Source organism: Ursidibacter maritimus, assembly GCF_009761395.1.
Taxonomy (GTDB): domain Bacteria; phylum Pseudomonadota; class Gammaproteobacteria; order Enterobacterales; family Pasteurellaceae; genus Ursidibacter; species Ursidibacter maritimus.
This window is the reverse complement of the sequence record NZ_LEKN01000035.1, coordinates 60,237-85,725: the sequence shown is the minus strand read 5'-3', so window position 1 is coordinate 85,725 and position 25,489 is coordinate 60,237. Positions and strand designations below refer to the sequence as shown.

Sequence of the window (25,489 nt, the reverse complement as noted above, 5' to 3'; positions counted from 1 at the left end):
ATCTTTCTCTATGTACAATCTATAAATTATTCTCTCGTGTTTGCTAGAGAGAATATTGAAATGCCTAATTCACCGCATAGCCCATATCATCAGGGGCGAAAGTTGCTTGATAGTGGCGTTCAATCGGTTGAATTTGTTTGGTCTCAATGTTAATGACTTGATTACCAGTTATTTTTTCAAGCTCTTTTTGCCAATTTTCCCAGCGTAAATCGTGGTAAAAACTTGCAATATCTGCCGTTAAAGCCCAGCCAAGAAATTGGGAATAGTTTAAACCGATACTTTCCCATTTCTGTTTTTTCGGGTGGAAATAATGCACTAAACCAACTTTATCGCCTAGCCCACCACCATTGATCGCAAAATAACCGCCGACAACATCATCTGCAATCAATAAATGGAATGGTCTTTCACCCGATTTTTCAAAGGTTTTACCAAAATTCCATTCAAAAAAACCGCGAGATAATTTTGCATTACCCGAACCTAGAATGCGTAACCAGCCGTGGTCAATAAGTAATCCACCTGTATAAAAAATCATTGAGCCAAGTGGTGTTGCCGTTGAAAGTTGCATGCCTACTAGTTCTTTACCTGCGTTTTCAACATCTGGGTCTAGCACTTCATAATGATTATTCGCTGAATCAAACCACGTTTTTACAATATTCCAAGCAGGATTTTTATCGACTAATTCTTCTAATGATTTCATTTGTAAAAATTCCTATCAATCCAACCGCTTACAAATTAAAAATCAAACAAATTTTCTTCCACTCGCTCAATTTCAACCAATAGTTTCTTAATAAAACGAAGTTTATCGCTAACTATTAGTGCATTTTCCCATTGTTGTTGAGCTAACAAATTAGTTAATTGTTCGATTATTTTTTTCTGTTCTAGCTCAATTTCCTGAGTGAAAGCGGTGAGTTTCGTTTCATTTTTTGCACTTTCAATATTCTCTAGAGTTTCACGCCACTCTAGTTGTTGCATTAAAAAAGCCATATCTCGCTGACTTTTTTGTTCAATATCTCGATTTTCACCGGTGTGAATTTGAATAATGCTTTCTGCTCGTAAAATAGGATCTTTTAAAATATGTAGTGCATCATTCACTTCAGCAGATTTTTGCATTGCTAAACGTTGTTCTGTACTGGAACTTGCTGAGAAATTGTCAGGGTGAAGTGACTTCTGTAAGGCTAAATAACGTTCTGATAGCTGAGCGGAATCAATTTCAAATTGCACAGGTAAATTAAATAATTCAAATGGATTTGCCATTTTTAACTCCTATACATTAAAACTTTCGCCACAACCACATTCATTCTTGACGTTCGGATTGTTATATTTAAACCCTTCGTTTAAACCTTCTTTTACATAATCCAATTCAGTACCACTCAGGTAAACAAGGCTTTTTTCATCAACAATAACTTTTACACCATATTGTTCAAACACTTGATCGTCTTCGTTTAAGACATCAACAAATTCAAGTACATACGCCAATCCTGAACAGCCAGATGTCTTAACACCTAATCGTAATCCAATGCCTTTTCCACGATTTTCTAAAAAGGTACGTACTCGATTTGCTGCTGCTTCAGTTAGGGTAATACTCATTTTTTCTCCTTGCTTGAATATAATCAATTTTAAAACTAGCTCATTTTACTCTATATAACTTATCGCTGAAATAACTTTAAAATTGACTATAAACTTAAAATGCAAGCGGCCAGTTCTCGCAAATTTTTTGCAAGAACCAACCGCTTATTGAAGCATTACTTATGCTTGTTTCTCTTTATAATCTGCAATTGCTGCCTTAATTGCATCTTCTGCAAGAATTGAGCAGTGTACTTTTACAGGCGGTAATTCAAGCTCTTCTGCAATATCCGTGTTTTTAATTTGCGCAGCTTCATCTAATGATTTACCTTTCACCCATTCAGTGATCAATGAACTCGATGCGATTGCTGAACCACAACCATATGCTTTAAAGCGTGCATCTTCAATAATCCCAGACTCATTTACTTTAATTTGTAAACGTAGAATATCACCACAAGCTGGTGCACCTACCATACCTGTACCAATATCTGTTGCTTCTTTATCAAAAGTACCAACATTACGTGGGTTTTCGTAGTGATCAATAACTTTATCGCTGTATGCCATTTTGTATTCCTTTTGGTTTAGGACGTGTAAACACGCCCAATATAATTAAATTTGCAAATTAGTGGTGATTCCACTCGATAGCATCTAAATCAACGCCATCTTTGAACATTTCCCAAAGTGGTGAAAGTTCACGTAATTTGTTTACTGCTTTTTTCACGATTTCGATCGTATGGTCGATCTCTTCTTCAGTTGTCCAACGACCAACAGAGAAACGAATAGAACTATGTGCTAATTCATCATTTAAGCCTAACGCACGGAGTACATAAGAAGGTTCTAAACTTGCTGAAGTACAAGCTGAACCTGATGATACTGCGATGTCTTTTAATGACATCATCATTGACTCACCTTCTACGAAGTTAAAGCTGATGTTTAAGTTACTGTCAATACGTTTACCTTCTTCCATCGTACCGTTTACATAAACTTCTTCCATACCTTCAAAGCCTTTGTATAAACGATCACGTAATGCCTTAATGCGTGGCATTTCTGTTGCCATTTCTTCTTTGGCAATACGATATGCTTCACCCATACCAACAATTTGGTGCACTGGCAATGTACCTGAACGCATACCACGCTCATGACCACCACCATGAATGATTGCTTCTAAACGCACACGTGGTTTACGGCATACATATAAGCCACCGATACCTTTTGGTCCGTATAATTTGTGGCTAGAGAAAGACATTAAATCAACATTTAACTCTTGTACATTAACCTCAATTTTACCCACAGATTGGGTTGCATCAACGTGGAAAATGATTTTCTTCGCACGGCAGATTTTTCCAATTTCTGCAATTGGTTGAATCACACCAATTTCGTTATTAACGTGCATTACAGAAACTAAAATGGTATCTGGGCGAATTGCTGCTTCTAATTTAGCCACATCAACTAAGCCGTTTGTTTCAGGTTCTAAATAAGTCACTTCAAAACCTTCACGCTCTAATTGGCGGCAAGTATCTAACACTGCTTTATGCTCAGTTTTGATAGTAATAATATGCTTACCTTTTGTTTGGTAGAAATGTGCAGCACCTTTAATAGCAAGGTTATCAGATTCTGTTGCACCTGATGTGAACACGATTTCACGAGCATCCGCACCGATTAAATCTGCGATTTGGTTACGAGCAATATCAACCGCTTCTTCCGCTTCCCAGCCAAATTTATGTGAACGAGACGCAGGGTTTCCGAAGATACCGTCTTTTGTCATATATTCCATCATTTTTTTTGCAACACGTTCATCCATCGGGGTGGTTGCTGCATAATCCAAATAAATTGGTAATTTCATTGTTACTCCTAAGTTAAGCAAATGCTTTATTCTGTTTAATCACGATGATGTTCATGGCAATGTGCTTTTTCACAATCGTGATCACGATGCTCTTCCACTAGCTCCGCTAATGTAATCGTATGTAAAAATTGTTCAATTTGAACTTCTAATCTTTCCCATAATGAATGGGTCAAGCATTGACTATTATTACTGCAATTACCACTGCCTTTACATTTTGATAAATCAACGCTTTCATTTACTGCTTCGATAATCATTCCCACACTGATTTCATCTGCAGTTTTACCTAATTGATAGCCACCACCTGGACCTCTGACACTATGAACAATATCTTCGCGGCGTAATTGTGCAAAAAGCTGTTCTAAATAAGAAAGCGAAATTGCTTGGCGTTCAGCTATATCAGCAAGGCTTACAGGCAATGATTTACCATGTAAAGCAATATCTAAAATCGCCGTTACCGCATAGCGACCTCTTGATGTCAATTTCATACATTTAGCCTTATTTATGAATGACCATTTAGTAGGACGAATTCTGATATATCCTACTAATTTAGTCAAGTTTTTTGACCGATAATATTGAAAGGTTTTATTTATAGATAAAATAGCTTTCATTGCTGAAAGCTATTTATAATAGTTACCTTGTTGATAACTGGAAGATCATTGTTTCCGCTTGACAGCTAAAATCAAAACGAGCAACTAACTCATAGCCATCTGCTGCTGGCTTAATTTCACTCGTGATTTGGCAAGGTTCAGACTCTGCGGCTCTCGCTTTGCTTGTTAAATATGCTAACGCATCTTCCGCTTCTGATTGGGTTGCATAAACTTGTGAGAAATCAACAGCACAATCGCTGTTATCAATAATAGTGCCAACATCAACACAACAACACATTGGACTTTCATTTGCTTTACATTCAGCCATTTTCCACCTCATTTCAGTCGATAAATAATTGTAGAATAACTAGGGTTATTTTACTCTCGTTAATATCCAATCGCAAACATTACCTATCTTTCATTCCCATAAGTTCAATCCAACTGGTCGGAACTCTTTACAAAATGGTTAAATTACATTGCTTGATAACATCTAGCTCCGTAGAATCATAACGTTTTATTTTACAAACGGTTAGCAAAATAATTTGACAATCTAACCGCTTATTTTATGGAGAATTACCCAATGACTAAATTTACAAAAACGGCATTAGCAAGTCTTTTCACTTTTTCAGCAGCAGGTGCCTCTGCAGCTGCATTCCAACTTGCAGAAGTCTCTACTTCAGGTTTAGGTATGGCATACGCAGGTAATGCAGCCGTTGCGAATGATGCTTCTGTTGTCGCCACCAACCCAGCGTTAATGACTAAATTTAAACAAATTGAAATTTCTGCTGGTGGGATTTATGTAGATTCAGCTATTGACGTATCAGGTAAATTTACACCTTCAGGCATTGATGCTTCCCATAAAAATATTGTTCCAAATGCAATCGTTCCAAATGCTTATATCGTTGCGCCAATTAACGAACGTTTTTCTGTAGGTGGCGGCGTAAATGTAAACTACGGTTTGAAATCAGAGTTTAATTCAAATTATAGTGCAGGTTTCTTTGGTGGCAGAACCGATCTTTCCGCTGTAAATGTTAATTTAAGCGGTGCCTATAATTTAGGTTATGGTTTTAGTATTGGTGTTGGCATAAACGCTGTTCACGCTAAAGCAACATTGGAACGTTATTTAGGTTCTGCGGCATTACGTTTACAAAGCGTATTAGCAGCTAACAAAACTACACTAGATACTGCAACCGCTGGGTTACAACAGTTAGAAGCAGGAATTGCTCAAGCCCAAGCAGCACAAAATAATCAAGTTGTTGCTGCTCTTACACAGAGAAAAGATCAAGTACTATCAAGCTTAAACGCTCGTCTAGCTCAAGCAGGAATCAATCGTCAGATTACAAGTTCCGCACAATTAAATGCTTTGGTTACAGGTGTAAGCTCACTAAAAGCACAAGATACAATCCATAAACTTAAAGGCGACAAATGGGGCTTTGGTTGGAATGTTGGCTTACTTTATGAAATCAATGAGAATAACCGCTTAGGTATTGCATACCATTCTCCAGTTAAATTGAATTTCAAAGGTAAATATTCAAATACCGTTGCTTTACCAATTCCAAATATGGTTGATACAGTAACAGGTGGAGCAACTATTCCTGGCTCGCTTTCATTAACATTACCATCATTCTGGGAAGTGTCAGGTTACCATAAACTCACTGAAAAATTAGCAATGCAATATAGCTATAAACGCACTGACTGGAGTTCATTTAAGAGTTTAGATGCTTATGGAGCAAATGGTAATAAACTTTTCCACAAAACAGAAAACTTCAACGATGCATCACGTATTGCATTAGGTTTCTCTTATGATGTGAATGAAGCATTAACATTACGTACTGGTGTGGCTTATGACGAGAGTGCTAGCGTCACTAACCCATCAATTTCAATTCCTGATACAGATCGTACTTGGTACTCATTCGGTGCAACTTACCGCTTTACCCCAAATCTTTCTGCTGATTTAGGCTATTCACATCTTCGTGGTAGCAAAAATCAGTTTAATGAAGAAGGACGTGCGGATTTCAAAGTTAAAGCGAAAGCAAATCTTTACGGTTTAAATGTGAATTATAAATTCTAAAATATTCTAGAATAATCCTCTAAGGCGTGTACACTATGGTGACACGCCTTTCTTTTAGGATAATAAATGCAAACCTATTACCAATTCTATTCATCATCAGTTGGCAAATTATTGCTCATTGCTCAGCAACAAGGACTTATTGGTATTGAATTTGAACAAGAACAACACCCTTATTCCATTGAAAACTGGCTAGAAGTGACTGAAACAAGCGGTAAGATTAGCCATATTTTTTGCAAAACTGCCAAGATATTAGACCGCTATTTTGCAGGCGAGCATATTGAATTTTCGCAGTTAGATTTTCTTGCCCCTATCGGTACGCCTTTTCAACAATCTGTTTGGCAATTACTTTCAGCAATTCCCTATGGAAAAACCACTAGCTACGGCGAGTTAGCCAAACAACTGGGCAAACCCAATGCAATGCGAGCAGTAGGTGGGGCTGTTGGGCGTAACCCAATTTCTATTTTAATTCCTTGTCATCGTGTGCTCGGTAAAAATCAAGCCTTAACAGGATTTGGTGGTGGCTTACCGACTAAACGTTATTTGTTACAACTTGAAGGCATTACTTATCAAGATAAAGGGATTGAATTTGTCAAAGCAAAAAATAAAAATTGGAACAGTGCAAAATAATATTGGTAAAACTTTGCTAGAATCTTACCGCTTTACAATGATTATAAGGAAACACAATGGCACACACGCATAAACTCGCAACAAAATTTGTCCACGTTGGACGTAAACAACGTTACACTCAAGGTTCTGTAAATAGTGTTATTCAACGAGCCTCTTCACTTATTTTTAATTCAGTGGCAGAGAAAAAAGAGGCGACTCGTCATCGCTATAAAGGTGCACTATTTTATGGTCGTCGTGGTACATTAACTCACTTTGCCCTACAAGATGCAATGTGTGAATTAGAAGGTGGAGCAGGTTGCTATCTTTACCCTTGCGGTGCAGCGGCAGTAAGCAATAGTATTCTAGCCTTTGTACAACAAGGCGATCATATTCTAATGACTGGAGCAGCCTACGAGCCAACCCAAGATTTTTGTAATATTATTTTAAAGAAAATGGGGATTGCTACGACTTATTACGATCCTCTTATTGGCGAAAAAATTGCCGCTCTTATTCAACCCAATACTAAGGTTTTATTCCTAGAATCGCCAAGTTCGCTCACAATGGAAGTTCCCGATATTCCAACATTGGTCAAAACAGCTCGAGCAATTAACCCTGAAATTGTCATTATGATTGATAATACTTGGTCAGCGGGTGTACTCTTCCCTGCTCTTGAACACGATATTGATATTTCCATTCAAGCAGGTACAAAATACCTAGTCGGGCATTCCGATGTAATGATTGGCACGGCAGTTGCAAATGCCCGTTGTTGGGATCAACTTCGTGAGAACTCCTACTTGATGGGGCAAATGGTTGATGCAGACTCTGCCTATACAACTGCTCGTGGGCTACGCACTCTTGGTATTCGCTTAAAACAGCACCAAGAAAGTAGTATCGCGATCGCAAACTGGTTGGCACAACGCCCTGAAGTTAAAGCTGTCTATCACCCTGCTTTGCCAAGCTGCCCAGGTCATCAATTTTTCCAACGGGATTTTGCAGGTGCAAGCGGGTTGTTTTCGTTTGAACTTTGCAAAAAATTATCGGATGAAGAACTCGCCCAATTTTTAAATCATTTTGAGTTATTCACAATGGCTTATTCGTGGGGTGGGTTTGAATCACTTATTCTCGCTAACCAGCCGCAAGAGATTGCAAAAATCCGCCCAGCTATTGAACGAAAACTAACAGGTACACTTATTCGTGTTCATATCGGTTTAGAAGATGTACAAGATCTTATTGCAGATTTGGAAAAAGGGTTCGAAAGAATTAAATAGTATCTTATCCCCCATTTTATAATGGGGGAGTTTTTACTCACTTTTCAAAGCCTGACGTAAATGTCCTTTTTGTTGTGCTAATAACTGCTCTGCTGTGTCTTTATCTACATTTGCTAAAATCATCATTATGGCTAACTTAGCATTATTACTAGCCAATTCTAATGTTGTTTCAGCTTGCTCTTTGGTACAGTCAGTCGCTTGCATCACGATACGAATTGCTCTAGCGACTAATTTTTGATTACTCGCTTGCACATCAACCATTAAGTTTTGATAACATTTCCCAATTAAAATCATACTTGCAGTCGTCAGCATATTTAACACTAATTTTTGTGCTGTCCCTGACTTTAAACGGCTAGATCCTGTTAGCACTTCTTCGCCAACAATGGTATCAATTGCAATATCAGCAATCTGTGCCATGGCAGAATTTGGGTTACTTGCCACCGAAACCGTTGTCGCACCCAATGCCTTCGCATACTGTAATGCCCCGATAACATAAGGTGTTCTACCACTTGCGGCAATACCAACCAGAATATCTTTATCACAAAATTGGATTTGTTTGAGATCTTCCGCACCAGATTGAGCATTATCTTCAGCCCCTTCAATCGGACAACGTAATGCTCTTTCACCACCTGCAATAATGCCTTTTACCATTTCACTCGATACGCCAAAAGTTGGTGGGCATTCTGAAGCGTCAAGCACACCTAAACGTCCGCTTGTTCCCGCCCCGATATAAACCAATCGCCCACCTTGCTGAAATACCGAAACAATTTTCTCTACCGCTAACGCCACTTGCGGTAGAACCTTTTTAATGGCTAAGGGAACAGCCTGATCTTCCTTATTCATTAGCTGTACAATTTCTAATGCGGAGAGTTGATCAATATGACTTGAATTAGGATTACGCTGTTCGGTAATTAATTGAGTTAATGTTTGAAGAAGATCTTTTTCTGCCATTATGTTGCTCATTTTTTCGGAATTTTAATTGGTAAAAATTGCCCCTAAACTCACCGCTTGTGTTGCACCTGTTACACTCGGCAGATTAGAAGGCAAATGGTGAATGCGTTGATAAGCCAACCACGCAAAAGCGGCGGCTTCCACATAATCAATATCCAAACCATATTCTGTAGTAGTACTTACTTGCCAATGAGGCAGTAATGCGGTAATTCGCTCCATCAGTAGAACATTCCTTGCTCCACCACCACAAATTAACAATATGCAAGGTAGATGTTGTGGATTATTGATTTTTTGCAAGGCATCTGCAATCGTCTGAGCGGTAAATTCAAGTAAGGTTCGCTGTACATTCTCTGCAGAAATACTCGGCAATATTGCGTGATATTGTGCCAATTTTTTTTGTAACCACTGAAGATTAAACAGCTCACGCCCTGTGCTTTTGGGCGGTGGTTGTTGAAAAAAGGGTTCATCGAGTAGTATATCTAATAACTGTTGGTCAATCTGTCCTGTTCTTGCCCATTCGCCATTTTGATCAAACCGCTTACCTTGTCGGGTTTCGATCCAAAGATCTAATAACGTATTACCTGCTCCAATATCGTAGCCAATAGTTTCTTGATCGGGAACTAATAGCGATACATTACTAATTCCACCTATATTTAGTACCGCAGTAATCCGCTGTTCATCTGCAAAAAATGCTTGATGAAAGGCAGGTACTAAAGGTGCACCTTGCCCACCATAAGCCATATCTTTACGGCGAAAATCCCCCACCGTTGTAATACCTGTTTTTACTGCAACTAAGGACATATCGCCAATTTGAGTAGTAAAAGGAAAAGGAGATTGTGGCGAATGCCAGATAGTTTGCCCGTGGCAACCAATTGCTTCAATTTGAGATGCTTTTAATCCCTGTTTGGTTAAAAAGTGGTTGATACAATCTGCATAAAGCAACCCCAGTTGATGATCAACTTCACCAAGTTGTTGTAAGGTAACTTCACCTTTCTTTACTATTTCTCCAATAGCAAAACGAAGTGGCTCAGGCATTGATGTAAAATCTGATGCGATCAATTTTGGTGGAGTTTGAGCAAAATCCATTAACGCCAAATCGACCCCATCTAAACTAGTACCTGACATTACGCCAATATAATATGCTGTTGCCATTATTGTTCCTTCGCTTGTGTATTCGTTATGCAATATTTTCGACCCATTCCACCGCTTCCGCTAAATCAGCTTGCCAATTTTGTTGCAGTTGCATTACCCATTCAGCAATGTGCCGTTGCCATTCTTCACCATTATCGGTTTGAGCAAGCTGTGCTACTTTTTGCAGTTTAATCAAACCAACCGATGCTAATGCACCTTTAATTTTATGAGCTTCATCCGCAGCGGCTTTGCGTTGCTTTTCATCGTTCGTTTGTTGCCATTGCTGTAAATACTGGTTTAGATGATGAAGATAATCGGGCATCAATTTTGCAAAAAGCTCAAAATTAGCCAATACCGCTTTTTTACCCATTACTTCGACTAATTCGCCCAAAATACGACAATCAAAGGCTTGATTATCTGTACTCTGAGTTGCTACAAGCGGGCGGTTTTCACTCGAATTTTCCAAAAATCCTTCATCGAAATGACGGTTCAGACAATCGGCTAAGGCTTCTAATGAAAGCGGTTTACGCAGAATATCGTCCATTCCTTGTTGCTGGTATTCTGTTTTAGTCTGCATAATATTGGCGGTTAAAGCCACCAATAGTGGTAAATAATCTACATCGCCATTTTCGTAACGTTCACGTAATTTTTGTGCAATTTCAAACCCTGTCATATCAGGCAATTGAATATCTAGTAAGAGTAAGTCATAACTATTTTTATCAAATAGTTCAAAGGCTTCAGCCCCTGTCATTGCGACATCGACATCACAACCAAATTTATTCAACATCGCTTTTGCGACGACAATATTGACTTCAATATCTTCAACTAACAACACTTGTAAAGCGTGTTTGTTTATAGACATTTCCTGTTTCGCTGAAACTTCATTTGCTTGAATGGTTAAGGTAAAAGTTGCCCCTTCATTTGGTTTACTTTCAACCGTTAAATCGCCCCCCATTAACTTCGCAATGCGTTTTGAAATCGCCAACCCGATACCGCTACCAATCGCTTTTTTGCCATCTTCACTCTCAACTTGGTAGAACATTGCAAAAATTTTTCGTTGCTCGTTCTTTTTAATGCCGATCCCTGTATCTCGTAAGATAAAGCCAAAATGATCCTGATCATAGCGAACAACTTTTAGATAAATATCGCCACCTGCGGGGGTAAATTTCACTGCATTGCTAACCAAATTCCATAAAATTTGGCTAAGACGGGCATTATCTACATAAATGAAAGGGGGTAAATCGTGATCATACTCAATGTGGAATTTAATTTTTTTCTGCTCAGCCATCAAATTAGCAAAGTGGCTAATGTTACTGATAAGCTGTGAAAACTCGATTTCGCTACGAAATAGCTCAATACGGCGACTATCAATTTTTTCTAGATCGATAATATCACTAAAGATATGCCCCAATGATACCGCACTAACGTTGATCGTTTTTAAATACTCTCGCTGTTGATCCGACAATTCCCCTTCTAATAAAATACGACTTAACCCAATAATTCCATTCAGTGGGGTGCGTAGCTCGTGGCTAATCGTCGCCATCAATGTCGTTTTATCTCGGCTATTTTTTTCGATAACTTCTTGATAACGCTTGCGTTCGGTAATGTCTCGACCAAATCCCATAATACAGTGGCGATCTTGTACTCGGTCATAATAAGGTACTTTACGAATTTCAAAACAGGCTAATTTATTATTCGGGTACCTGATCCACTGTTCATAAGTTACCCCCATATTTGTATCAAGGGTTTCTTTATCTGTGGACATGATCAACTTAGCCGTTTCATCCGAATACACATCAGCTGGCATTAAATTGATCAGCTCTTTTTCTGTTTTACCCGTCAGTAATTCCATTGCTTTATTGCTGCCTAAAAAATGCCCCTGTTCATCACGATAAAAAACTAAATCTGGCGAGGCATCAAAGAAAGAACGTAAAAATTCCGCTTTCTGTTCTAATTCCACATTTAAACGAGCGTCTTGTTCTCGTAGTAATGAAAGATCTTTTAATGACTGCTCTAAACGCATTCGAGAGCGTTCCAGTTTTTCTACAATTAAATTGTAAAAATAGAGTACAAAAGGGGCAGAAATTAAGCCAAAAGCAATGGAACGAAAAATATCATTTGCTTGAATATCGCCTGTGAAAATCAAACTTAACAAAATCTGAACCACTATTGCAAAAACCGCCAATACGACTAGTCCAAGTAATGCAGCCTTGATTTTTCCTAAACGTAAAACCCAGTTTACATAGTCTTGTGCATACTGTTTCAGATTTTTCATCTTGTATCCTTTATCGCTCAATCAAAGCTTTTTAACGCCAGTAAAATAAACAAACAATGGCAATTACTGCGACTAATACGCCTAAATAGTTAATTTTATTGATTTTTTCTTTAAAGAAGAAAGCACCAATCAATGTACCTAAACAAATTACCCCTAAGTTCATTCCAGTGAAGACAAGAGTTGGATCATCTTTCATTGCTTGGTGGGCTTTAATATAAAATAAAATGTTACCAAAGTTTAATACGCCTAATAATAAGCCCGTCAATACACTTGGGATATTCCATTGTGTGCGTTTAAGTAATAAATAGATAAACATTACGCAACCTGCACCAATAAAAGAAATGAGCAGGGTCAATGGGAAAGCCGAGCCCGATTTTGCCATCTGTTTAAACAGAATATCAATGACACCAAAACCAATCCACACTAACGCAAGACTGACTATCGCTGTTTTACCGCCTTTATTCATCCCTTCGTGGCTTTTCCATAATAAACAGCCTAACGCAGAAAATGCCAACAATAAGGCAATAAGTTTGTTACTCGTTACCGCTTCACCAAATAAGGTAAACGCAGCCAAAATAGGTAAAAAGAGAGAAAGTCGTTGTGCCGCATCTGTACGGATAATTCCAGCAAACTCTAGGGATTTAGCTTGGATTAAAAAAACCGTTGGTAATAAAATACCCAATGCAAAAAAGAGGTAGGCTGATGGATTAGTTTGTACAATTTCAACAATGCTCTGCCCTTTGAAATCAGGTTTAAGTAAAAAATAACAAAGTGCAGTAGCAACGACATAGTTCATTGCGATACTTTGGGCAATAACCACACCTTTACTGCGTGCTATTTTAATTAACACACCGACAAACACACTACATAAAACAGCTAAAGAGAGTTCTAACATTTTGTTTCCTTTTTTAAAGATAGAATTGATAAACTTAGTATGCTCACTTCTTAATGAAGAATAGTTGCAAACTTTTGGGTAAATCTTACCGCTTGTTAATGCGATTAACCTATCGCATTATTAAATCACGATCTGTTTGCTCAATCAAAATCAGAATGGCAGCATCGCCCCCCCACTCTCTTGGTGCTTGATGTAACGCAATTACTTTAGGATGCTGTACTAACCAACGTGGGATTTGATATTTTAAAGCTCTTGTGCCATAGCCTGTCATAATACTTGCACAGTAAACACGTTCTTTCTCACACGCTAAAATTAAACTGGCTAACTCTTTTTTCGCTTGTTCCCGAGTTAGTCCGTGTAAATCTAAAAAAAGCTCGGGTGAAAAATCCCCACGACGAAGTTGTTTCAAAATATACGGGTCAATATCTTCACGACGATAACGTACTTTTTCATTCTCTTCCGTTAAAAGTGGTTCATATTCATCTGAAAAATAAAATAATGTATCCGCTTTTTCTTTTAATTCCCTGATTTCACTTACTTTTTTACGTGGTTGAACAGTTGGTACAAAAGTATCTTGTTTTATTTTCTTTGTTCCTTTTATCGCATCTCTAAACAGAGATAAATCATCTTCTTGCATTATTCTTCCTCTTAAAATTGCTCTCGCCATTCTAACATAAACGGAAATATGGTATAACACCGCAAATTTTAGATAAATAGGTAAATTTTATGTTTGAACCACATTATAACCTTGATTTATTAGCCGAGATCGACTCTTCCCCCGTAGAAAATGACCTCGAAACTATTGTAGATATGATGCGTTGGGCGTACAGTTATTTTAATGCATCCGATCTCTATTACGGGCATGGACACGATAATGCGTGGGACGAAGCAAATCAATTAGTCCTGAGTGCATTAGCTCTACCGATTGATGTACCAGAAACGTTATACGCCTCTCGCTTAACCTATGTAGAAAAAAATCGTATTGTTGAAATGGTAAAAGCTCGCTTAGGCTTACGTAAACCTGTTGCCTATTTAACCAATTCTGCCTGGTTCTCTGGGTTAGAATTTTATGTTGATGAGCGTGTAATTATTCCTCGTTCGCCGATTGCTGAATTGATCCAACAAGGGCTAACTGGCATTTTACGCACCCAACCACAACGTATTTTAGATTTATGTACAGGAAGTGGTTGCATTGCTATTGCTTGTGCAGAACGTTTCCCTAATGCGGAAATTGATGCGGTCGATCTCTCTGTCGATGCTTTAAACGTAGCAGAAATTAACATTGAACGTCATCAAGTTGCTCATAAAGTGTTCCCATTACAATCCGATCTCTTTACTCAATTACCACGCAATCATTATGATTTAATTGTGACAAATCCGCCTTATGTTGATGAAGAAGATCTTGCCGATATGCCTGAAGAATTTCATCACGAGCCTGAAATGGCATTAGGTTCTGGTACAGATGGTTTAGATATTACTCGCCGAATCCTTGCTCAAGCTGCAGATTACCTTTCTCACGATGGCGTTCTGGTCTGTGAAGTAGGCAATAGTATGGTACATTTAATTGAACAATTCCCAAGTGTGCCATTTAACTGGTTAGAATTTAAAAATGGTGGGCTAGGTGTGTTTAGTTTAACCAGAGATCAACTGGTTTCTTATAAACATTTATTCGAGTAAACTTGTACTCTATTGATTAAATCTACATAATTTGATATCACCATAGCCCTGATAGTTTCGACATAGCAATCAGGGCTGTTTTTTAGCACTTCTCTAAATATCGTTGTAACTTTGAGAAATAATAAGTTTTTCTTATTTATTTAATTAAAAAAAGTAAATCCATATTGCTATCTTCTCACTTTTTAGGTATATCTATCACTACAAAATTTACCTAAAGGAGAACAATTTTTATGAGCCAACTTTATGAATCAATGCGTAATAATATTCATATGTTAGGGGATTTCTTGGGCGAAACCATTCGCGATGCTCAAGGCAACGAAATTTTAGAACTTATTGAAAATATTAGACAACTTTCTCGTGCTTCTCGTGGTGGCGATGAAAAAGCCAGAGAAGAGTTACTTAATATTCTTGCCAACATCTCCACAGACAATGTCATTCCTGTGGCTCGAGCCTTTAGCCAATTTTTAAATCTAACCAATATTGCTGAACAATATCAAACCATTTCTCGCCATGGCCAAGATGCTTCTTTAGGTGAACGTTCATTAGGTGCATTATTTGAGCGTTTAAAAGCACAAAACGTACCCGCAGCAAAAGTGATCGAAACCGTAGAAAAACTGTTAATTGATTTAGTGTTAACCGCTCACCCGACAGAAGTAACCCGCCGTTCACTTGTCAATAAGCACGTTGAAATTAACCGCTGTTTAAACCGCTTAGAACACGATGATTTAACGGAAAAAGAAACAACTAAGCTCAAACGCCGTTTAATGCAACTGATTGCTCTTGCGTGGCATACCAATGAAATTCGTACTCAACGACCAACCCCTGTTGATGAAGCAAAATGGGGAATGGCAGTCATAGAAAATAGTCTGTGGAAAGCAGTGCCTGATTTCTGTCGCCAAATTAACCTTCACTTAGAAAAAAACTTTGGGGTACAACACCCAGTTGGTTTAGCTCCTGTACGCTTTTCTTCTTGGATGGGCGGCGACCGAGATGGAAACCCATTTGTTACTGCAGAAACAACCCGTCAAGTGTTAAGAATGAATCGTTGGAAAGCGGCAGAACTCTTTTTAGAAGATGTTAAATCTTTAGCCGATGAACTCTCAGTAATTAACTGTACCGAGGAGTTTCGTGCCAAATATGGTGACCATTTAGAGCCATATCGTGTTTTAATGAAAGCATTACGTGCTAAATTAACTAAAACCGTCACTTACTACGGTGAATTATTGGAAGGAAAAACACTTACGGTTGATCCTTCGGAAATCCTAACGCAAGATGAACAATTATGGGAACCGCTTTACGACTGCTATCAATCGCTACATCAATGTGGAATGCGAATTATTGCAAATGGTGGTTTGCTTGATTGCTTACGCCGCATACGTTGCTTTGGTTTAGGCTTATCTCGCTTAGATATTCGTCAAGAAAGTACTCGTCACGCAATGGCAATTGCTGAAATTACCCGTTATATCGGTTTAGGTGACTATTCACAATGGACAGAAGATGACAAACAAGCATTCTTAGTGCGTGAATTAAGCTCTCGCCGCCCACTTATTCCAACTAACTGGACACCAAGCCCTGAAACACAAGAAATTTTGTCGACTTGTAAAGTTGTCGCAGAACAACCAGAAGGAGTGATTTCAGCCTATGTTATCTCAATGGCTCGTGAAGCCTCAGATGTGTTAGCGGTACATCTATTATTGAAAGAAGCAGGTTGTAAAACAACCATTCCTGTCGCACCGCTTTTTGAAACATTAGATGATTTAGATCGTTGTGAAAAAGTAATGACTAGCCTATTTAATATCGGTTGGTATCGTGGTGTAATCAACAATAAGCAAATGGTAATGATCGGCTATTCCGATTCCGCTAAAGATGCAGGTATGTTAGCGGCATCTTGGGCACAATATCGTGCACAAGAATCCCTAGTCAATCTCTGTGAAAAATTCAATATTGAACTGACTTTATTCCACGGACGTGGCGGTACAATCGGGCGTGGTGGTGCACCAGCACACGCAGCACTCCTTTCACAACCACCAAGATCACTTAAAAATGGTTTGCGTGTAACCGAGCAAGGCGAAATGATCCGTTTCAAATTAGGCTTACCTGCTGTTGCCGTAGAAAGTTTGGATCTTTATGCTAGTGCGATTTTAGAAGCTAATATCTTCCCACCGCCAGAACCACAACAAACGTGGCGAAATGTAATGGATCAAGGCTCTGCAATCTCGTGTGAAATCTATCGTAATATTGTGCGTGGCGAGCCTGATTTCGTCCCTTATTTCCGTGCTGCAACACCTGAATTAGAGCTTTCAAAATTACCGTTGGGTTCTCGCCCTGCAAAACGTAATCCAAATGGTGGTGTGGAAAGTTTGCGTGCTATTCCTTGGATTTTTGCGTGGATGCAAAACCGCTTAATGCTCCCTGCTTGGTTAGGTGCTGGTGCAGCACTGCGTCAGCTGATTGAACAAGGTAATGACTCTTTATTAAAAGAGATGTGTGAGCAATGGCCGTTTTTCTCAACTCGTATCGGTATGCTTGAGATGGTATTTAGTAAAACGGATTTATGGCTAGCAGAACATTACGATCAACGTTTAGTACCTGAGAAACTACATCATCTAGGGCAATCACTGCGTAGCCAACTACAAGCAGATATTAAAACTGTCCTGTCCCTTGCACACGAAGGACAGCTAATGGCAGATCTTCCTTGGGTTGCAGAATCTATCGCTCTACGCAATGTATATACTGACCCACTTAACTTACTGCAAGTGGAATTGCTACATCGTTTACGCAGTCAAGGCGATAACCCAACACCTGCACTTGAGCAAGCTTTAATGATCACCATCACTGGTATTGCAGCAGGTATGCGTAATACAGGATAAAGTCATAAAGACAAAATGGGTTAAATTTCGGTATTATGGTATGATGTAGTCAATGTACAAGCCGAGCATAATAAACTCAGTATAGTAAAACGGTATGGACGCAATTTTGCGTCCATTTTTCTGAACATTTATCTAGTAATACTATGAGCAACGAAATTAACTATGAAGGCATAGAACAAATGCCGATTAAGCGTTTTACCGAAGATGCTTATCTCAACTATTCAATGTATGTCATTATGGATCGTGCCCTTCCCTTTATTGGAGATGGGCTAAAACCCGTACAACGCCGTATTATTTATGCAATGTCCGAACTTGGACTTAATGCCTCAGCAAAATATAAAAAATCAGCACGCACAGTTGGTGATGTATTAGGTAAGTTCCACCCACACGGCGACAGTGCTTGTTATGAAGCAATGGTGCTAATGGCACAGCCTTTCTCTTACCGCTACCCACTCATTGACGGGCAAGGTAACTGGGGTGCTCCTGATGATCCGAAGTCTTTCGCAGCCATGCGTTATACTGAGTCTAAACTTTCTAAAATGGCAGAGATTTTACTCTCTGAACTTGGACAAGGCACAGTCGATTACCAACCTAACTTTGATGGTTCATTAGAAGAACCTAAATATCTCCCTTCTCGTTTGCCACATATTTTACTGAATGGCACAACAGGTATTGCAGTGGGAATGGCAACGGATATTCCACCACACAATATCAATGAACTTGCCGATGCAACAGTAAAATTATTAGATAATCCCACCGCTTGTTTAGCCGATTTATTGGCTTGCGTACAAGGCCCCGACTACCCAACAGAAGCCGAAATTATTACACCTAAAGCAGAAATTGCGAAAATTTATGAGCAAGGCAAAGGGTCAATTAAAGCAAGAGCAGTTTGGACAAAAGAAGATGGCAAGATTGTAATTAAAGCCTTACCACATCAAGCATCACCATCTAAAGTAATTGAACAGATCGCGACACAGATGCGTAATAAAAAATTACCGATGGTTGATGATTTGCGTGATGAATCTGATCACGAAAACCCAATTCGAATTGTATTAGAACCACGTTCTAATCGTATTGATTTCGATGAGTTAATGAACCATTTATTCGCCACAACGGATCTCGAAAAAAGCTATCGGGTCAATATGAATATGCTTGGTTTAGACGGTAAACCTGCGGTAAAAAATCTGCTTACCATTCTAACTGAGTGGCTAGAATTCCGCCGTAATACCGTTACTCGCCGTTTAAATTATCGTTTGGATAAAATTTTAAACCGCTTACATATTTTAGACGGTTTAATGATTGCTTATCTTAATATCGATGAAGTCATTCACATTATCCGCAATGAAGATGAACCAAAACCTGTGTTAATGGCACGCTTTAATTTAACCGATATTCAAGCAGAAGCGATTTTAAACTTGCGTTTACGTCATCTTGCAAAATTAGAAGAGCATCAACTCAATGCGGAAAAGCAGAAATTAGAAGAAGAAAAAGAGTATCTACAAGGTATTCTTGGATCAGAGCGTAAATTAAATAATCTGATTAAAAAAGAAATTCAAGCCGACGCCAAAACTTATGCCAGCCCACGTCGTTCTCCATTAGTAGAACGAGCTGAGGCTAAAGCCATTGCTGAAAGTGATTTAACGCCGACTGAACCCGTTACTATTATTCTATCTGAAAAAGGTTGGGTGCGTTGTGCTAAAGGACACGATATTGATGTGCAATCACTAAGCTATAAAGCTGGCGATGGTTATTTGGCTCACGCTTATGGTAAAAGTAATCAACCTGCGGTATTCATTGATAGTACAGGGCGAAGCTATACCCTTGATCCAACATCATTGCCGTCCGCACGTTCACAAGGCGAACCGATCACCAGTAAAATCAGTTTACCAGAAGGGGCAAATGTAGAATATGTGTTAATGGCTGAAGATAATCGTCAATTATTGATGGCTTCAGATTCTGGCTATGGTTTTATTTGCCAATTTAGTGATTTAGTGTCACGCAATAAAGCAGGTAAAGCGGTAATTTCCTTAACGGAAAATGCAAAAGTACTGCCACCGCAATTCATTGACGATTCGGAAGAAAACTTATTAGTTGCAATGAGTAATGTAGGCAGAATGTTGGTCTTCCCAACGTCAGAATTACCTACTCTTTCAAAAGGTAAAGGAAATAAAATTATCAATATTTCTGCAACTGCTGCGAAAGAGCGAACAGAATTACTTGCACGTTTATTAGTGATACGCCCAACACAATCTATCGTCTTTGTTTCAGGAAAACGTAAAATTACCCTAAAACCAAGTGATATTGAAAATTATCGTGGGGAACGAGCAAGAAAAGGTTCACAACTAGTCCGAGGATTAAATGTGAATACAGAAGTGGAAATTATTGAGTAATTTTTACAATTTGTTTGCTGTATTTACTAAGGGACACACAGTGTGTCCCTAAAAAAGTGAAAAATAATCTTTCTTTTTCTGTTACAACTTGATTAACTATAAATCCACATCTTTAGTTTCTTTCACTCGCCATAATGCAACTAAGCTAATCAAGCCATTAACCGCTAAATAAAGCCCAACAGCTTTTAAACCGTAATTCGCATTTAGTTTTAAGGTAATAAGTGTCGCAACACTTGCCCCTAAAATACCCGCACAGTTATACGCTAACGATGCCCCTGAATAACGGGCAGAGGTTGGAAATAATTCGGGAAGAAAACTTGCCAATGGCCCATAGCCCATTCCAATTAACCCCATTCCGATGATTAAGAAGAAAAACAGGCTTGTGGCTGTTCCATTTTCCAAAAAGAATGGTAACGTAACACCCAATAGCACCACGCCCCAAGTGGTTAAAATAAGCCAAATTCTCCGTCCGATTTTATCAATGTAAATCCCAGATAATGCGATAGTTATTGCAAGAGAAAACGCACTGCACATTAACAAAGTCGTAAATGTTTTAGGAGAAATGCCTAGCCCCATTGCATAACCAGCTTCGGATAATACAGGTGCTGATTTAGCATAAATTTGGCTAAAAGCGATCATAATGTAAAACAGCACATAGCCTGCCACCGAAATCATCATTCCTAAGAAGAAGGGTTTAAAATAGGTAGTAAATACCGAAATCATCGGAATTTTATGCGGTTGTTTCGTTTCCATTGCATTTAAGAAAACGGGAGTTTCAGTCAGTTTTAAACGAACATAAATGCCGATAACAATCAGCACAACTGAACTTAAAAATGGAATACGCCACGCCCATTCCAACAATGCTTGCTCGCCCAATAGTGCTGTTATCAACAGAAAAATACCGTTGGCGGCTAATAAACCAATAGGTGCACCTAATTGTGGAAAAATCCCATACCAACCTCGTTTACCTTGCGGAGCATTCTCAATAGCGACTAAGGCTGCACCACCCCATTCTCCACCTAAGCCGATACCTTGACCGACACGACACAAGCAAAGCCCTATCGTAGCCCAAATCCCAATACTTTCGTAGGTTGGGAGCAAACCAATGATGACAGTTGAGAGCCCCATTAACAATAGCGACATCATAAAGGTTTTTTTACGCCCAATACGATCACCAAAATGCCCGAAAATAGCAGCACCTAATGGTCTGGCAATAAAGGTTAATGCGAGAGTTGAAAGTGCGGCTAACTGCCCTGTCATCGGATCATCACTACTGAAAAATTGTTGGTTAAACACCAATACTGCAGCCATTGCATAAATATAATTATCAAAGTATTCAATTGCTGTCCCAACCATTGTTGCCGCAGCGACTTTTTGGGGACTATTTTGTTGCATTGCTTGTTCCTTTTGCTACCTGCTTTAAAAAGCCTTCCACCGTCGTAGCAATATCTTTAGCGTGAGTAATCGCGGTAATAACCGCAACGCCATCAGCACCATAAGCGATAAGCTGCTCAACGCTATCTTCCTTCACGCCACCAATCGCCACCAATGGCTTAGTAATGCCTGCTTGGCGTAATTTTTGGATAAACGCCATTCCGACAACAGGTTTAGGATCTTCTTTAGACTGAGTAGGAAAAATCGGTCCAATACCAAAGTAATCAATTTCATCAACCACATTGCTAAATTCAGCTTCTTCCATTTTATTTACCGACAAGCCGATAATCAGCGGCTTATCCGTTTTAGCTCGAATAGCTTTGGGGCTCATATCGCTCTGCCCAACGTGAATACCGTCTGCCTCTATGGCTAAGGCTAATTCAACATTGTCATTGATAATAAAAGGCACATTATATTGACGACAAAGATCTCGACATTTGATAGCTAAAGCGGTTTGTTGCTCGGGAAATTGCTCCAAAGATGATTTCCCTTTATCACGAAATTGAAAGCAGGTAATGCCTGCTTTTAAGGTTTCTTCCAACACAGCAACTAAATTATCCGCTGCATTGCCTGGCAAATGGTTGCAATCTTGGCTACCTGCGACAAAGTAAAGCGGTAAGATTTGACGAATATTTTGCATTTTATCTCTCCAAACTGACCGCTTGTTCGTCTTTATACGCCCAATGGTTTGTTGGCCCATGCCCTTGTCCAATTCCTAACGGTTGGTTTATCGCTTGAGTAATAAAGGCTTTTGCGGTATGTAATGCCTGCTTGAGAGAATGCCCTTTCGCTAATTCCGCCGTTAAGCAAGCCGAAAAAGTACAGCCTGTACCATGTGTATGAGGCGTATTAAAACGTGGCGAATCGACATAAAAGGTTTCATTTTCTGAAAAGACCCAGTCTCGACAAATTTCACTTTGAGAATTCATACTGTGTCCGCCTTTAATCACGACTGTTTTTGCCCCTTGCTGACGCAGTGATTTTGCAGCTTGTAACAGTGACTGCTCATCGTGAATTTGAATTCCTGTTAGGCTTTCTGCCTCAGGAATATTCGGGGTAATCACTGTCGCTAATGGCAATAATTTCTGGCTTAATGATTGAATGGCACTTTGTTGCAACAACGCCGATCCACCTTTCGCAATCATTACTGGATCAAGCACAAAAATCCCAAAATCATACCGCTTGATATTCTCCGCTACGCACTCAATAATCTCGCTAGTGCCTAACATTCCGACTTTAAATGCTTTGATTTGAAAATCATCGGCAATCGCTTTTAGTTGGCTTTCAATGGTATTTAACGGAATGGTGTGAATATCAAAAACACCTACCGTATTTTGAGCGGTTACCGCAGTGATGACAGAAGTTCCAAATACACCACGCATTTGAAAGGTTTTCAAATCTGCCTGAATGCCTGCCCCACCGCCACTATCCGAACCTGCAATCGTTAAAACTTGAACCACCTTAGACATAATTTACTCTCCCATTTTGTTCTACCTCTTGTGCAGAGATTTCCGCTAATTTATCTAATAACCCTGTATAAAATTGTCCATACTGAGTCTCTTTAAGGGATTTTGCAACAAGCTCACCGGCAATAGCGTAGGTGCTGCAACACTCAACCGCCGCATTGAAATAATCGCTTTTATCCGCCACTGCAAAAAATGCTCCAGAAATTGCACTTAATAGGCAACCTGACCCCGTAATTTTAGGGAACATTGGCGTACCGTTGTGCAGTGTTGCAATTCGATTGCCATCACTAACCACATCAACTTCACCGCTCATCATTGCAATGGTTTGATATTTTTGTGCCACTTGCTGACAAATGCTATTTAAGTTTGCTTCGCCTTTACCCGCATCAACGCCCTTCACTTTCCAATCGACACCCGCTAAATAAGCAAACTCCCCTGCGTTGCCACGAATACCACTAAATTGAATATGCTCAAGTAACTGTGCGACTATCCGCTTACGATATTGGGTGGCAGCTACACCCACTGGATCAAGAATAACGGGAATACCCAATTTATTCGCCGTTTTCCCTGCTAACAGCATTGCCTCTATTTCTTTGCCAACCAACGTGCCAATGTTGATAACTAGTGCTTGACTAATTGCAGGCACGTCTTCCATTTCTTCAATCGCTACCGCCATAATCGGCGATGCCCCCAAAGCCAGTAGTCCATTTGCACAGTAATTAGCTGCCACAATATTGGTAATATTGTGAATCAGTGGGTTTTGTTCACGAATTTTGGCTAAATAATAGGATCGCATTTTTACTCCTTATTGGATTTCAACCGCATAATGCTTAACTTCAGGAATGGTTTTAATTAACCCTTTTTGGTGCATAAACTCCGCCATTTTTTGATAACGATGATTGTCCATCGCTCTTGGTCTGAGAGCCAAACGCGGAAGAGTATCTCGCCACGCTAAACGATTTAATTCATTATCTAGCTCTTTCGGTTTATAACTAACAAAGAGTTTCCAAGCCTCATCTTGATGGTTAATTAAATAGGTGGTTGCTTGCTCTAAAGCGGTCAGAAATGCTGAAAGTTTTGCATTTGAAAGATTTTGTTGGTGAGCGACTAGAATAAGTTCATCATACGCTGGGACACCATGTTCTTCTGGGAAGAATGCAATACCCTGATGTTTTTCGAGTTGTAGTTGGTTAAGTTCAAAATTACGGAATGCACCGATTACCGCATCAACTTGACCAGAAAGCAAAGATGGTGAGAGCGACCAATTCACATTCACTAATTCAACATCTTGGAGAGTTAAATTGACCGAAGAGAGCATCGCCTCTAATAAACTATCTTCAAAACCACTTACCGAATAGCCAATTTTCTTGCCTTTTAAATCAGATAACTGATTAATTTTGCCATTTTTTAACGCTACTAAACTGTTCAATGGTGTTGAAACTAAGGTCCCGATTCTAACAAGCGGTAACCCTTCCGAAACGTGTTGCAAAAGCTGCGGTTGGTAGTCGATAGCAATATCAGCTTTACCACTAGCGACTAGCTTCGGTGGTAATGAAGGATCGGCAGGCTCAATAATCTCCACCTCCAAACCATTTTGAGCAAAATAGCCTTTCTGCTGTGCCACAATAATTGCCGCGTGATCGGGATTGACAAACCAATCTAGTAGTAGCGAAAGTTTCTCTTTTGCGGCAACATTATTTGCCCAACTAAAGACACAGAATACACAGAGTATGTTGATTAGCTTTTTCATTATTTTCTCCTTGGGTTGTTAATTAACTTAAATCTAGTCCCATCTGCCAAAAAGCAGATTCCATTCGAGTTGCGGTATTAAAAATTGCTTGAAGTGATTGAAGCTGTTGTGGTGAAAGCGATGCACATAACTCCTCTAAAAACAGTGCCAAATCTTGTGCAGCTTGTTGAAAAGATGGCGAAGCATAGGCATCAATCCACGCTTGATAAGGATTATTTTCTGGGCTTAATTGCTGCTCAACAATATATTTCGCAATCTCCGCATAACCGATAGCACAAGGTGCAATTGCAGTATATAACTCAGCTAATCCGCCTTTTATTCCACAATCTAAAACATAACGGGTATAAGCCACACAAGCTGATGATTCTTGCGTGCTAAACAGCTCTTTCTCTGAAATACCCCATTCGTTGCAAAATTGAATATGTAGCTCAATTTCCTTTAATAGCTCATCATTCGCTTGTTGTGCTTGACGAATTTGTGCAAAATTTTCTGCTTTATAAATGCCTAATGAAATCGCTCGGCTATATTGAAATAAGAATAAATAATCTTGTTTCAAATAATGCTGAAAAGCGTTTTTTGGCAATGTCCCTTTCGCAAGTTGTTGCACAAATTCGTGATGAGTGTAGTCTTGCCAATGTGGCCTTGCTTGTTTTATAAACTGTTGAATAATCGACATTTTTTCTCCTTTTATTGATTATCTCTAACAAATTTC

Annotated in this window: 24 protein-coding genes; 6 read left to right on the top strand and 18 right to left on the bottom strand. The window is 39.1% G+C overall.

The features are described from left to right. Positions 1-64 precede the first annotated feature (64 nt). The 7 genes from A1D26_RS07640 to A1D26_RS07610 form a co-directional block, all read right to left on the bottom strand. Entirely contained in the window at positions 65-697 is a 633-nt protein-coding gene (locus A1D26_RS07640; protein WP_157403458.1) for a DUF2625 family protein, read from the bottom strand. 35 nt (positions 698-732) lie between these two features. Then, complete coding sequence (hscB, locus tag A1D26_RS07635) at positions 733-1,254, bottom strand: Fe-S protein assembly co-chaperone HscB (protein ID WP_157403457.1); 522 nt, start codon at positions 1,252-1,254, stop codon at positions 733-735. Between the two features lie 9 nt (positions 1,255-1,263). Further along, positions 1,264-1,587, bottom strand: a complete 324-nt coding sequence (gene iscA / locus A1D26_RS07630) for an iron-sulfur cluster assembly protein IscA (protein WP_157394566.1) — start codon at positions 1,585-1,587, stop codon at positions 1,264-1,266. Between the two features lie 159 nt (positions 1,588-1,746). Continuing rightward, positions 1,747-2,127, bottom strand: a complete 381-nt coding sequence (gene iscU, locus A1D26_RS07625) for a Fe-S cluster assembly scaffold IscU (protein WP_157403456.1) — start codon at positions 2,125-2,127, stop codon at positions 1,747-1,749. A gap of 58 nt (positions 2,128-2,185) precedes the next feature. Then, positions 2,186-3,406: an IscS subfamily cysteine desulfurase gene (locus A1D26_RS07620; RefSeq protein ID WP_157403455.1), complete on the bottom strand. Its 1,221-nt coding sequence runs from the start codon at positions 3,404-3,406 to the stop codon at positions 2,186-2,188. Positions 3,407-3,441: 35 nt separating this feature from the next. Beyond that, the gene (locus A1D26_RS07615; RefSeq protein ID WP_157403454.1) at positions 3,442-3,891 is read right to left on the bottom strand and encodes an Rrf2 family transcriptional regulator; all 450 of its coding nucleotides are present in this window, start codon (positions 3,889-3,891) and stop codon (positions 3,442-3,444) included. A 145-nt stretch (positions 3,892-4,036) separates the two neighbouring features. After that, a complete protein-coding gene (locus A1D26_RS07610) occupies positions 4,037-4,321 on the bottom strand; it encodes a YfcZ/YiiS family protein (RefSeq protein ID WP_157403453.1) in 285 nt (94 codons plus the stop codon). 252 nt (positions 4,322-4,573) lie between these two features. On the opposite strand from A1D26_RS07610, the gene A1D26_RS07605 reads away from it, so the two are divergent. The 3 genes from A1D26_RS07605 (at position 4,574) to metC (ending at position 7,938) form a co-directional block, all read left to right on the top strand. Then, positions 4,574-6,064, top strand: coding sequence for an outer membrane protein transport protein (locus A1D26_RS07605; protein ID WP_157403452.1), 1,491 nt, complete (start codon positions 4,574-4,576; stop codon positions 6,062-6,064). 66 nt (positions 6,065-6,130) lie between these two features. Beyond that, positions 6,131-6,691, top strand: coding sequence for a methylated-DNA--[protein]-cysteine S-methyltransferase (locus A1D26_RS07600; RefSeq protein WP_157403451.1), 561 nt, complete (start codon positions 6,131-6,133; stop codon positions 6,689-6,691). Between the two features lie 56 nt (positions 6,692-6,747). After that, a complete protein-coding gene (gene metC, locus A1D26_RS07595; RefSeq protein WP_157403450.1) occupies positions 6,748-7,938 on the top strand; it encodes a cystathionine beta-lyase in 1,191 nt (396 codons plus the stop codon). A gap of 33 nt (positions 7,939-7,971) precedes the next feature. Here the strand turns inward: metC and murQ are convergent, their stop codons facing one another. The 5 genes from murQ to smrB form a co-directional block, all read right to left on the bottom strand. Beyond that, positions 7,972-8,889, bottom strand: a complete 918-nt coding sequence (gene murQ / locus A1D26_RS07590) for an N-acetylmuramic acid 6-phosphate etherase (RefSeq protein ID WP_157403449.1) — start codon at positions 8,887-8,889, stop codon at positions 7,972-7,974. Between the two features lie 24 nt (positions 8,890-8,913). Then, on the bottom strand, positions 8,914-10,041 hold the full coding sequence (locus A1D26_RS07585) for an anhydro-N-acetylmuramic acid kinase (protein ID WP_157403448.1): 1,128 nt from the start codon (positions 10,039-10,041) through the stop codon (positions 8,914-8,916). A gap of 25 nt (positions 10,042-10,066) precedes the next feature. Next, positions 10,067-12,295, bottom strand: a complete 2,229-nt coding sequence (locus A1D26_RS07580; RefSeq protein WP_157403447.1) for an ATP-binding protein — start codon at positions 12,293-12,295, stop codon at positions 10,067-10,069. Positions 12,296-12,326: 31 nt separating this feature from the next. Then, positions 12,327-13,190: an EamA family transporter gene (locus tag A1D26_RS07575; RefSeq protein ID WP_157403446.1), complete on the bottom strand. Its 864-nt coding sequence runs from the start codon at positions 13,188-13,190 to the stop codon at positions 12,327-12,329. Positions 13,191-13,299: 109 nt separating this feature from the next. Next, a complete protein-coding gene (smrB, locus tag A1D26_RS07570; RefSeq protein ID WP_218958693.1) occupies positions 13,300-13,827 on the bottom strand; it encodes an endonuclease SmrB in 528 nt (175 codons plus the stop codon). Positions 13,828-13,916: 89 nt separating this feature from the next. On the opposite strand from smrB, the gene prmB reads away from it, so the two are divergent. The 3 genes from prmB to parC all read left to right on the top strand — a co-directional run bounded on the left by prmB (position 13,917) and on the right by parC (position 20,127). Then, on the top strand, positions 13,917-14,867 hold the full coding sequence (gene prmB, locus A1D26_RS07565) for a 50S ribosomal protein L3 N(5)-glutamine methyltransferase (protein WP_157403445.1): 951 nt from the start codon (positions 13,917-13,919) through the stop codon (positions 14,865-14,867). Between the two features lie 230 nt (positions 14,868-15,097). Beyond that, positions 15,098-17,737, top strand: a complete 2,640-nt coding sequence (ppc, locus tag A1D26_RS07560; protein WP_157403444.1) for a phosphoenolpyruvate carboxylase — start codon at positions 15,098-15,100, stop codon at positions 17,735-17,737. 143 nt (positions 17,738-17,880) lie between these two features. Continuing rightward, positions 17,881-20,127 carry a DNA topoisomerase IV subunit A gene (parC, locus tag A1D26_RS07555; RefSeq protein ID WP_157403443.1) on the top strand — a complete coding sequence of 749 codons (2,247 nt, stop codon included), beginning with the start codon at positions 17,881-17,883 and terminating at the stop codon, positions 20,125-20,127. A gap of 96 nt (positions 20,128-20,223) precedes the next feature. Here the strand turns inward: parC and A1D26_RS07550 are convergent, their stop codons facing one another. Genes A1D26_RS07550 through tenA form a run of 6 tightly spaced genes read right to left on the bottom strand, consistent with a single transcriptional unit; the run spans position 20,224 to position 25,453 of the window. After that, a complete protein-coding gene (locus A1D26_RS07550; RefSeq protein ID WP_157403442.1) occupies positions 20,224-21,522 on the bottom strand; it encodes an MFS transporter in 1,299 nt (432 codons plus the stop codon). Continuing rightward, positions 21,509-22,201, bottom strand: a complete 693-nt coding sequence (gene thiE / locus A1D26_RS07545; protein ID WP_157403441.1) for a thiamine phosphate synthase — start codon at positions 22,199-22,201, stop codon at positions 21,509-21,511. The genes A1D26_RS07550 and thiE overlap by 14 nt, the downstream gene beginning before the upstream one ends. 1 nt (position 22,202) lies before the next feature. Next, positions 22,203-23,030, bottom strand: coding sequence for a bifunctional hydroxymethylpyrimidine kinase/phosphomethylpyrimidine kinase (gene thiD / locus A1D26_RS07540; protein ID WP_157403440.1), 828 nt, complete (start codon positions 23,028-23,030; stop codon positions 22,203-22,205). Next, positions 23,023-23,823: a hydroxyethylthiazole kinase gene (gene thiM / locus A1D26_RS07535; RefSeq protein WP_157403439.1), complete on the bottom strand. Its 801-nt coding sequence runs from the start codon at positions 23,821-23,823 to the stop codon at positions 23,023-23,025. Before thiM ends, thiD begins: the two co-directional genes overlap by 8 nt. A 9-nt stretch (positions 23,824-23,832) precedes the next feature. Then, on the bottom strand, positions 23,833-24,777 hold the full coding sequence (locus tag A1D26_RS07530; RefSeq protein ID WP_157403438.1) for an ABC transporter substrate-binding protein: 945 nt from the start codon (positions 24,775-24,777) through the stop codon (positions 23,833-23,835). A 22-nt stretch (positions 24,778-24,799) separates the two neighbouring features. Continuing rightward, the gene (tenA, locus tag A1D26_RS07525; protein WP_157403437.1) at positions 24,800-25,453 is read right to left on the bottom strand and encodes a thiaminase II; all 654 of its coding nucleotides are present in this window, start codon (positions 25,451-25,453) and stop codon (positions 24,800-24,802) included. Positions 25,454-25,489 lie beyond the last annotated feature (36 nt).